We start from the raw sequence: 11,775 nt of genomic DNA on the forward strand, positions 1-11,775 counted from the left end.
CAGAATGACTCCCTGCCATTCCCAAATAGGATAAAATATTGGCGAGATGGCACACAATTAAATGCGATGGTATCAGGAGATAGTCTGCAAATTCCATTCGAATTTAAGAAGCTTTAAACAATTTCGATGAAAAATATATTCCTGATCATTACCTTGCTGGTCATCACCGTTCAGCTCAAAGCACAATCGACGCAGCAATAAAAAAACAACTACAAGAAATTATCGCTCAGAAAAATGCGACAGTCGGAATGATGAACTGCTTGAAAATACATGAAGCCCCATGCGGGACGATTATCCCAATGGGAATATCTACCTAACCCTGGATCAACTCTTATGGCATACGGTATCCACAGTGATTATAATGACTACGACATCTTATTAAATCTTCTTGGCAGTACCCTTCGTTCAATGTACCGGATCACACCGATATAGGTCAGGCCGGAACCCGCCTATTCCAAGTAAAGTCTTGATCTTACAATACGTCTACTATCCTTAATATAGGTTTCCAAAACTAATTTTGAATGATGCAATGTGTATTTAAAAGTCCTCTTCTTTCCATTGAGATTTACATGAATGGAGTCTTTCGTTACAATGTAAGTACCATCTCCATCACCTGATTTAAATGAACCATCCGGCAGGAATTGGACCGTTTCATTTTTAATGGAATCAAGCCTGTCCCTGGATCCTTCCTGTTTTGTATAATCAAAATTAAGATGGGATATTTCCTCGGCAACGAGTTTCCACCTTTTGTGAATTGCGTTGTGTTGCTTTGTAAATGATAGCAAAACAATACTGGATAACGTAATTAAATAACCATATAATTTCATAGTAACAAAGATAACATTTCTAGCTATAGCCAATTTTGTTCGCGGCAGTTTAGTTTAAAGCGAAGCTTATCGTTTTGGTATGAGCAGGATTTGAAAGAATCCGACATCTGACTGGATAGGCCCTGCCTACCTGTCAGGATATAAATATCGAACCTGCGTTTGGCTCGACGCTACCAATAATGTTAAATAAGAAAATCACAAGCACCCACATTATTTTTTTATTCTCTTTGAGCGCTGCATTGGCCACAGGAAAATTTTTCTGCGAAGAGACAAACCCTGCAACAGGTGAGATTCCTTGGTAACCCACTATTCACCGTACAAAATTGCAGTCAAAAGATAACAGGTTGAAATTGTCCGATTCCGTACGAAAAATTTTTGGAATCGGACATCTTCACATCCACTACAATCAAAAACAATCTGACTATAAGGAGTTCTTATATTTGGCGAACGAATTAACTTTTGATGTAAAAACCAAACCTTTTGCTAAAAAACCGTATCAGGCAGAATATCAGTTTATTTCACATAGTTCCAGCTGAAGTCTTTTCCATTCACATCCACTTCAAGATGGCCTGGTGCAGTCCCCTCGAAACTTCCGCTCCACCAATTTCCTGACACTGCTCCTGCTGTTATAAACTGAACACCTTTGACTTTAATTTCTTCATACAAATGCATATGGCCCTGCAGCACCAGCTTGAGGCTATGCTCTTTAAAAAGGTCAAATATTTGCTTCTGATTGATAAAGGTATCCGCGGCGGTATAACGGCCCTCCAACACCGGATAGTAGACCGATAAAAAGGGGACATGAGAAATAATCACCAGCGGCTGATCTTTTGCTGTATTCTTCAGGACATCCTGCAACCAAGCCAACTGTTTTTCACCAACGACGTAATGGTTATCCTTGGTTTCGACACTATTTAATACGATAAATTTCCAACCTTTATGATCAAAGCTGTAATAGGTCTGACCAAAAGTCTTTTCAAAGAGCTCAAAGTCATTTTTGCCATTCCGCAGATCCCGCGGTAATCTGTCGTGATTGCCGATTGCCATGTGGTAAGGCTTTTTTACACGGTCAAAAAGGCTTTTCAACTGCTTGAGCCGTTGCTCACCACCCGATAGATCAGCGGGTTTTAAATTGTCAATATCGACATTATCGCCGCCGCTCAGGATCAGCTCGACCTTTGGCGACAAGGACTTTAAGCGTTGGTCCACCTGACCAAGTGTCGAATCGCTATGGACATGCATATCGGTTAAAAATGCAAACTTAAATTCCTGTGCATGTACCGTTTCGAAGCTCAAGAATGCTACGAAAAGGAAATATAAAGTACGTGTTATTGAACTGTTCATTACCATCCAAATATTTGTTTAAGATTATCATTTAAAAGGATCTCCCCTTGTGGTATAGGGCGATAATAGAATTTAGGCACCTCAAAAGTCCCTGTATTTTCGATGGTTTCAACGGTACCGCTATTTCCATCCGAAAGGAAGACACCTACATCTTGCCCAAAACGTCCTACACGATAATATTGCAATTCCCTTCCAAGGCTATTTTTCTCTTTGACAGCTGGAATAGTTCCGGAGGATGCCAGCAACACGATATCTGGAATACCATCACCTGTCATATCATGCTGTCCCAATCCAGCGAAGTAGATACCCTCCCGTTTATTTTTCAATAACTCACCGACATTCCAACGCATCAGATCAGTGAAACGGAATCCCTCGAAAGCAAGTTCGACCCGACGTTCCCGTCTGATTTCCAAGACCAGATTACGCTGGCTGCTTTCGACATTGGCGTAGCGCGTTGCCATAACGGGATCTATAGTCACATTGAGGGCCATATCCGGCATTCCTGCACGTTTGCGTAACAGATTGATGCTACGGTCCAGATCAGCCTGTGTCAGCTGTCCCAGCTCGGCTTTCGCTTCGGCAAAATTCAATAAGACTTCGGCATAACGGTACAAGGGAATATCCAGGTTGTTGCGCGCTTCCAGGCTTAATATATTTTGAAATCCCTTGATCTGATGGTAGCCCGAAAAGTTTTTCGCCAGCTGTTGCACATATAGACCCGCACCCTGTGCATAGGTATGCGAGTAGATCAGTTCCCATCCTGGGTAGGCATAGGTCTGCGCCAGACGGGGATCACGGTTTTGGAATTCCTTGACAAAGGTATTCTTGTCATATCCAGCTTGCGCAGAATAAAATGACCCATCTTTCATTAAATAAGCCTGAACCAGATCACGTAACGGATAATATTCATAATTGCCGAACATCCCAGGCCAAGAATCCGCATTCAGTACATTGTTGGCATAAAAGCGGCCAAGTACCACCTCTTTGTTGTTTTCCAGGTTTTCACTAAAGAATAATGTTCCATAATCCTGACTGGGTTTACCGGTAGTGTAAATGGAAAAACCACCTTCACGCATAATCTGATCACTCAGTTCATGTGCTTTGGTCAAAAAGGTATTGGCAGAGGTTTTCAGTTCAAGTTCATTATGGTATTTGCGATATGTTCCTTCATATAACGCAAAGCGGCTATACTCCTGCAAGACAACCCATTTGTTGACCTTTCCTAATTTGATTAGAGGTTGTACATTTTGTGCTGCAAACTCAAAGTCTTCCATAATTTTCTGGACGATGGTAGCCCGAGGGTCACGTTTGGCAAACAGATAATCTGTATCACCGACCTCCAAAGCTTTGTCTACCCAGGGCACATCCGAAAAACGCTGCACTTTCTCAGCGTAAAACCGTGCCCTAAAATACCGTCCTAATCCCTCATAGTGCGCCTTTTCGCTGGCACTGATGCTCGCCTTTCCCATATGCTGCAGGAAGAAATTTATTTTGCGGAGCTGTTTCCATTCCCAGCCGCCAGCGATTGTCGCCGCGGAGGCATTTCCAGCCATAATGGTTTTGATCTCCGTATTGCCTGTCGTGCTTGCATTGTCGGTGGTAGCATCTGCCTGATAGATGCCCAATCCTGAAAAATCATACAAACCGTTGATATACAAATCTAAATCGGTCGCTGTATTAAAGAAATTTTCATTGTTGATCGCAGTCTCGGGAACACGATCCAAATAGCTGTCGTTACAACTTCCAAGTAGGAAAAGTCCCGAACATACAAAGGCTAATTTTATATATTTATGTATCATGATAAGCAATTAAAATGTGACTTGAACACCAGCAGAAAAACTCCGTTGGAATGGATATGTCAGCCCGTTGCCCACGCGTTCAGGCTTCTCTCCAGGATTGGTATAGGTATTTTCGTTTAACGTCTCCGGATCAAAATAGCGTTTCACAGCCGACCATTCGAGGATATTTTCACCACTCAGATAGACGCGGAGGTTACTGATCTTGGCGCGGGAAGTAATTGATTTGGGCAAGGTATACCCAATGGTCAGGTTTTTCAAACGCAGATAAGCCGCATTTAATAGATAATTGGTCTGGGGAATGGCCAATCCCTGTGCCTGATCAATGCGGGTACCTAAATTACGGTCGGCAAGCCAAGATTGTAAGATGGGATAGGCTGCATCGAGATTTTGATCCGCAAGTCCCAGATTTAGGTAAGCTTGTGAATGGCGGGCACGTTCGGCCTCTGAGTCTCCCTCTGGACGATAAAAATCCAACAAATGTCCATAGAAGTTTCCATAAGGCTGTTGGTAAGTGCCCCAATACAGGTAATCCAAGGGGTAATAATCGCGTTTACCGACTCCCTGAAAGAATGCGCGTAGGTCAAAACCTTTCCAATCTGCAGAAAGGTCAATACCAAACTGATAACGCGGAGTGGAGTTGCCGATAATTTTAAGATCTTTGGTATCCCCCAGTGTATATCCTTTTTCAATCTTACCGCTACCATCTTGGTCTATATAAGTAGGCCAGCCCGGTACGATGGACAATGCCCCCCAAGGTATGATGGAAGTCTGGTCCAACTTGGCGATTTCGGCCACATCTTTGAAAAGACCATTGCTTTGTAAACCCCAAATCTCCCCCATTTGCATGCCTTCATAATATTGTAATATGCTCTTATTGGGGTTGTCAAAACGTGTAATTTTGGATTGTGAATCCGAAAGCAACAATTTGGCATTAAAGTGCAATGGGGCATTAGCCAATTCGAAATGATCCTGAAAATTCACAGTCAATTCCCAGCCATTTGTCTTTAGATCGGCCGCATTCTCTTTTGGTTCATCCGCACCTAATATATTGGGGAGATCCCTACCCAGGGTCAACATACCCAGGGTACGTCTGGAATAATAATCAAAACTGGCCGACAGTTTATTTTTGAGAACAGCGACATCCAGGCCAACGTTCACCGTATTCACCTTCTCCCAAGTATAATTAGGGGAGACCAACGAAGGCACATCAATAAAGATACCGCGTTCACTTCCAAACAAGTAATCCGAATCCTTTTTTTCCATCGAAGGGAGATAGCCATAGTTAGCGACAGACTGATTCCCCAGTTGACCATAGGAAGCTCTCAACTTCAATAAATCCAGGCCTGAAATGGAAGACATAAAATTTTCACGATCTAAACGCCAGGCAACGGATCCCGAAGGGAAAAAGCCAAAACGTTTGTTCTTGGGAAAACGCGAAGAACCATCGTAGCGTCCATTGAATTCGACGATATACTTATCGTCATAGGTGTAGTTCAACCGATAGAACGCACCGCGCAGGGCATAGGTATCAATAGCTTCGCCCATTTTCATCGTTCCGGTCGCAAATTGAATCGTTGGAAAGGATTCCGAAATCAAACCTGCACGTTCTGCAGTGATGACTTCATACCGATAATCTTCCTGGTTGAATCCCAGTACCGCATTGACCTGATGCTTGTTAAAAGACTGCAGATAGGTACCATATATATTGTATACGTTATAATAGGAAAACCCAGCTTCACGATAAGCCCCCGTCGTTCCCTCTTTGCGGATGTCATCCGGTCCGTAACCGATCTGATACTGCTTGGTGTACCAATTTCGGTTCAACGAGTTACGCTGAAAGGTATAATCGGCATTTACTTTGAATTTATTTCCAAAAAAGCGAAGTTCAGTATTAAAGGTCGATTGCACATCCAGATGTTTCCGATCACTCTTTCCACCGTCAACCATCCGTGCCGCAATAACACCTGCCGAAGAGTTGGCCCAGGTGCCATCCGGATTCTTATCAAAAGAAGTTGGAAAAATATTATAAATATCCGCTAGACTCATCTGCGAAGGGGCCAGCCGACGTATACTTCCGATGACCGTGTTGTTGCCGAATGAAATAAAATCAGAAAGTCTATAGTTCACTTTCGACCGTAAGTTGTAACGGTCAAAATAGTCCGCCGTCAGTTTAACGGGCGAATTCTGCCGATTGTAGCTCCCGCTGATATAGTACTGTACTTTTTCATTTGAACCCGAGATAGACAAGTCATGCGTATTGGTCGCGTTCCAGTCCGACAAGAAATAACGCGTCCAATCCCGGTTGCCCATATATTCCCAGGCTTTTGGATCAGATGGGTTGATGCGCACACCGGCGATCGAGGGGTTATCCGAGCGTTCTTTGGCATATTGATAAAATTGATCCGAATAATTGACATTATTCCAAGGGGTATTATCCGTAGAAGTTTGCAATAATCTTGAAAACACATAGGGATCTGTGATTTTATCGGGCATTACAGTGGGCGTATTCCAGGTGAAGTTATTGGAATAGCTCACCTTTACATCACCTTTTCCTGTTTTGGTCGTAATGATCAGGACGCCGAAAGACGCGCGGGCCCCATAGATTGCCGCAGCGGAAGCATCTTTGATGACTGTAAATGATTCAATATCCTGTGGTGCAATCCGGATTAATTCGGCTGCCGAAATAGGTACGTTGTCAACCAGAATCAAGGGATCTCCCCCATTGATTGACGTTATACCACGGATATTGATTTTGGGTGCTACCCCCGGTTCGCCCGAATTGAATTGGATGTTCAAGTTGGGCGAGATTCCCTGGAGCCCCTGTGCCGCATTTGAAATTGGGCGACTGGCAAGTACCTCGCCACTGATTTGGTCCACAGCCCCCGATAGATTGGTCTTTTTCTGTGTACCATAGCCCACGACGACAACTTCGTCTATCTGATTTGCGTCGCTCAACTGAAAGACTACACTCGAGCGCTTTCCCGCAGTGACGATGAACTGGCATTCTTCTTTGCCTTGCAGCCCCGTATAGCTAACTGCGATACAATAATTGCTGTCTACAGGCAGATCGTTGAACATTGCCTTTCCCTGCTGATCAGCCTGACCCGAACGTTTGAAGTTACTCAGTTTGTTCTTCACCGTGACGGTTGCATTGGCCAAGCCTTTCGACTTTTCGTCCTGCACGATGACAACAAGCTCTCCCTGCTGTTGCGCAAAGCCCTTGTGACCAAAAGCAATTGCCAAAAGCAGTAATAAAGCCCCTTTGGCTGGGCTTGTCTTTGTTAAAGATAGTTGCATATTTTTCATTAATAATGGTACATAGTTTTCCCAGGCTCCCCTATTTCGGGGTGCTTATCATTGAATTTTTATTGATTTTTATTGACTGTTCTTTACGATCGTATAGGTATTTGTTTCGGAATTAAACTTGAGTTCCAGATCATTTGCAAGGCAGATGGTCTGTAGAATTTGCGCAACATCATTTTCGTGTGTATAGGTACCATATAATGATAATCCAGAGACTTCATCTGCAGTAAAGACAATGGTTGTCTGGTAGAACGACGCAATGGCGGGCAACACTTCCGTGAGGGGTCTGTGGTGAAATACCAATGCGATCGGAACCGCCATTTCCACTGGTTTTTCAGCTGCCGAAAGCTGTTCTTTTTTCAGGTCTACAGGCCTTTCCTTCCAGGTTTGCCCTGGCGTCAAATATGCGAGCAGCCTTTCTTTCCCATCTTTGCCACGTTCTTTAATGGAAACTCTTCCTGTGATCAGGCGCACCCTGGGTTTGGCATTTTTCGTATCCTGTGTAACCCAGAATGAGGTTCCCAATGCCGTCGTCAGAATATTGCTTGCCAGAACGGTAAATGGGCGGGTTTTATCATGCGCCACTTCAAAAAAAGCCTTTCCCTGCAATTGAATCGCACGCTGCTCCTTTGGGAAAGGTTGCGGCCAGCTCATTGTAGAATTTGCTAAAAGACGCACTTTACTACCATCTTCCAATAAAATCATACTATCCTGCACTACCGTACATGTCTTCTTTATGGACTTAGGCAAACTTTTCGCGACACTAACGGAGCGCTTTTGCTCTGATTCTCCAGTGGAGTTCCCTTCCAGCAGAAACCATGAAAACGAAAAACAAAAAAGAACAAACGCTGCAATTTTACACAGAAACAGCCAAGAGGGATGCTGAATTTTCACAGTCGTCTCAGTGGACAATAGGCGTGCATCAATCTTTTCTTTCATCTGACGACTTGCCCCTTCCAGCTCGAAGTTATCCCCTTTAGTCACATCAAGCTCCTGCAGCCATTTTGTTAAATGCTCACGCTCGAGATCGGTTAGCTGTCCTGATGAATACTTCTGAATTAATTTTTCCAGTTCTCTTTTTCTTTCTTGCATACATCCTATAGTTGCTACAATAGGCCGATCGTACCATCCCAAACGTATTAAGTTTATGTAAAGTTTATTTTAAAAAAACAGGTGCATTTTACACGAACTTTTTTCTCCAAAAAAGATGTACTATTTTTGCTAAAAGAAGAGTAGAAAAGATAATGACAAAAAAACCGTTGGATTCAGCTGCCGCTGTTGCATGTGCTGGCGCACAAGATTCAAGGCTTTACTCAATTGGTTTTTTACGGTCTGAAGCGAAATGCCCAATTGTTCCGCAATCTCGTGGTTACTGAGGCTACGTTGATATTTCAGGTTAAAAACGATCCGCATCCGGTCGGGCATCTCCACCACAGACTGTTCGATCGCAACCAATACATCTGTATAGTTTTCTTCATAGCCATCAATCGGAAAAACATCGTGTAAGCCATCCTGTATCATTAAGCTATATTGCTCAATATGTTTCTCCTGTACACCTTTCTTTCTGAAATACTGGAAAAGCTTATGGTATAGGGCTGAAACAAGATAGGCTCGCAATGTGCTATGGATATCGATCATGTACCGTCTTTGCCAGAGGTCCACAAAGAGATCCTGAACAAGATCCATGGCCAGATCCACATCGTCCAGCTTCCTCACTGCAATTTGGAGAAGAGCGCTCCAATGATGCGCATAAATCTCATCAAAAGCACTGTAATCTGCATCTTTTAGACGTTGTAACAGTACGGCGTCTATGGTTTTCACAAGCATACTTTTTAGATCCAATAATTCTTCGTCTGCCGTAAAGATCAGGGTTTAATACAAATACAGCATTAAGGCCAGGTAAAGAATATATTAACAACATAACCCAGCAAAGCCCTATCAGACCGACTCGCCGCTGTTTTCCAGCAGCGCATTAACGCACCATAGGTAAGGTGCCTGTCCATGATAATCACCCGTATGGCGGGGATGGTCATAATAATACTGCTTATCGTTCTTTTTATTGGTGCCCACACAGACCTCCGACACTGCAGCCTGACCGCAAAGGGAGATTGCCGAACATATTTAAGTCCACATGATTTATAATTGGGAGCAGCTGCTTCTCGCTTGAGGTTAATTTGGAAAAGCAATCTTTCATCGCCTGCATCATCTCCCTGTCACCCGTTAAATGGCATAGTTAACAGCTCCCATCCAGTAGAAAGTCTCCGAATAACTAATCCATTTGCCCGCATGAAGTGCATGTTTCCCCTCGATAAAACAATGGGCAATTTTATGACCGAGGGCCTTCGGGTCTGCATCGGCAGGAAAGCTGATCAGCTCCGATTGCGCAACTAAAAAATAACAGCTAGTAGGATGCTGTTTCAGTAAATTGAAACAGCATCCTACTAGGTTAATCTGCAAGGTTAATAACTGACCACCTTTTCATTTGTCTGGAAATTATCCAAGGAGAACATTGTCTTTTTATAATAGCTGACAAAAGAAATACTTCCTTTGGCTTGGATGTCGGAGGGAAACTCCACAGCGAAATCCAATGGCGCCAAGAAAATTGAATCCCGCTTATTGTCTGATCTATCAAAATATACCCGCGTCCCCTGTAATGGGGAGAAACCGCTACCTACGGTCTCGACGAAAAATATAGCCTGTTTTCGGCCACCCGGCGAAGTTGTAAAATTGTTGAATACCCTATTGAGGCTCAAGACCGTCGCGCCGTAACGTTCACCCTCCACGGATGTCGTTGCTGTCATCGCCTTCGAACTGTCTCCTTCTGCACTAAAGCCACGGGCACTGACCGTGTAACGCGTTTCCTTCAGTTGGTCCAGAAAGATATTTTTTTCTTTTCCGATCTCTGAAGCTGCAATATTATAATACAATGTGTCCCGCAGCGCATTTAAGTCGTTGGTTACCACCAAGCGTACCCGCTTTATCTTTGGATCGGTGCTCAAACGCATATGCACCTGAGCTCTCCCGTTGCCGGGATATATTGCCAATGAATCCAATGCTCCGGGATAGTAGCGCTCAGCATTCTCCAAATAGGCCTTATAATAGTGATCTTCCTTCTTACAGGCTGCCAGTCCAACTATAAGCGCACATATATATATTATTTTTCTTTTCATAATTTTCACTCATTACTATTAAACAATCATCTGCTAACGCTGTCCCCAGAGGGTGATCTCGGACATGATAATAGCAGAAGGATTTTTGTCTGAAGCTTCAATACCATTCCATGTACTCAATACCTTGATACGGATATAGCGGTTCTTATAACGTGGGTCTGTAGGGTTTACATCCGGAAAATCCCATTCTTCACCTTGTTTTACATAATTTTTGTCATCCGTTGTGGCAGCCTGTCCAAAGGGTAACCCTGAGGGTCTTACACTTTCAAACGTTCCCAATAAAAACCATTTGTCAAAGCTTGGGTCATTCATATCTGGATTGTTAGATCCCCATACCTGGAATTTTTTCACATGGGTGGTCGTATACGATCCATTTAAATCAGACATCCGTGGCCAGGTTTTGATACGGCTTAGGATAGACTGTGCGCCAAGATCAATTGAGAAAGAAAAAGGAATTGGTGTCGATGCAAACCAGGCCTCATCTCCATGTGATGTCATCTTGTTATCCCATAATGTCTTATATTTCAAACTACGCCCGCCGTAAGTTCCATTAAACGTATCCCAATCCCCACCAATGGCGCCTACAGCAATCTGGGTCAGCTGCCAGGTATCTTTGGGAATCAATATTTCTTCCAGTGGAGCCAGTTCCTTTGCAATGGTATCTGAATTATTGCGCCATTTATCCTGAATAAATACCCCAAAGGTGCTCATACCTTCGCTTATGCCGCGTACACGTAGGGTCTGCGTTTCTAGGCTCGTATAGGCTGTATCAATATTTTTCCAGTTGTTTTCCGCATCCTTTTTCATGACAATGACAACCAGCGGTTGTTTCTCCTTATTGTCAATGTAAATATTGACTCCGCCATAGGTGGAATTAAATTTTGAATCACTTTTCAGGCTCTCTGAGATCAGTCGATTGTAAGGAGTAGCAACGTCGACTGTGACGACGATCGGCTTGGACGCGACCTCGCCAACACTTACAGAATAAAGTTCGACATCATATCTGCCCGCAACAGAAAATCCTTCTACCCGAAGAGAATCCTTGTACTGGGTAGATTTAGTCTCTACACGACTGCCGTTGTTCAATACATAGACTGCTTTTACATAGCGGAAATCCTTGTCTATAGGAAGATCATATTTGATTACAGCAGCACCGGCCAATGCATAGGTGCGCACATTTGTCACCTGCCCTGCTACTGCGCCCTCTTTGATCGGCTGTATCCCCACATCCTCCTTACATCCCTGAAAAAGAGCAATAGATAGCCCTACAAAGATCAAGAGCCCAAGTAATCCTTTTGTGTTATATACTAAGTTCATATTGATTATTTTAAA

Annotated in this window: 9 protein-coding genes; all 9 read right to left on the reverse strand. The window is 43.5% G+C overall.

Annotated elements, in window-relative coordinates:
• Positions 1-449 precede the first annotated feature (449 nt).
• Positions 450-827: a hypothetical protein gene (locus tag AC07UV_RS00330; protein ID WP_282254018.1), complete on the reverse strand. Its 378-nt coding sequence runs from the start codon at positions 825-827 to the stop codon at positions 450-452.
• Between the two features lie 513 nt (positions 828-1,340).
• Positions 1,341-2,171 (reverse strand): metallophosphoesterase family protein, encoded by an 831-nt coding sequence (locus tag AC07UV_RS00335; RefSeq protein WP_495182274.1) that lies wholly within the window; start codon positions 2,169-2,171, stop codon positions 1,341-1,343.
• Positions 2,171-3,970, reverse strand: a complete 1,800-nt coding sequence (locus AC07UV_RS00340) for a RagB/SusD family nutrient uptake outer membrane protein (RefSeq protein WP_495182275.1) — start codon at positions 3,968-3,970, stop codon at positions 2,171-2,173. The genes AC07UV_RS00335 and AC07UV_RS00340 overlap by 1 nt, the downstream gene beginning before the upstream one ends.
• Positions 3,971-3,979: 9 nt before the next feature.
• A complete protein-coding gene (locus tag AC07UV_RS00345; RefSeq protein ID WP_495182276.1) occupies positions 3,980-7,267 on the reverse strand; it encodes a SusC/RagA family TonB-linked outer membrane protein in 3,288 nt (1,095 codons plus the stop codon).
• Positions 7,268-7,345: 78 nt separating this feature from the next.
• Positions 7,346-8,365 carry a FecR family protein gene (locus AC07UV_RS00350; protein WP_495182277.1) on the reverse strand — a complete coding sequence of 340 codons (1,020 nt, stop codon included), beginning with the start codon at positions 8,363-8,365 and terminating at the stop codon, positions 7,346-7,348.
• Positions 8,366-8,494: 129 nt separating this feature from the next.
• Positions 8,495-9,094, reverse strand: coding sequence for an RNA polymerase sigma factor (locus AC07UV_RS00355; protein ID WP_495182278.1), 600 nt, complete (start codon positions 9,092-9,094; stop codon positions 8,495-8,497).
• A gap of 399 nt (positions 9,095-9,493) precedes the next feature.
• Positions 9,494-9,730 (reverse strand): hypothetical protein, encoded by a 237-nt coding sequence (locus AC07UV_RS00360; RefSeq protein ID WP_495182279.1) that lies wholly within the window; start codon positions 9,728-9,730, stop codon positions 9,494-9,496.
• 2 nt (positions 9,731-9,732) lie between these two features.
• Entirely contained in the window at positions 9,733-10,443 is a 711-nt protein-coding gene (locus tag AC07UV_RS00365) for a DUF4998 domain-containing protein (RefSeq protein ID WP_495182280.1), read from the reverse strand.
• Between the two features lie 33 nt (positions 10,444-10,476).
• Positions 10,477-11,760: a DUF5000 domain-containing lipoprotein gene (locus AC07UV_RS00370; protein WP_495182281.1), complete on the reverse strand. Its 1,284-nt coding sequence runs from the start codon at positions 11,758-11,760 to the stop codon at positions 10,477-10,479.
• Between the last annotated feature and the right edge of the window lie 15 nt (positions 11,761-11,775).

The sequence above is a fragment of the Sphingobacterium sp. GW821-FHT03E03 genome, from assembly GCF_059420745.1.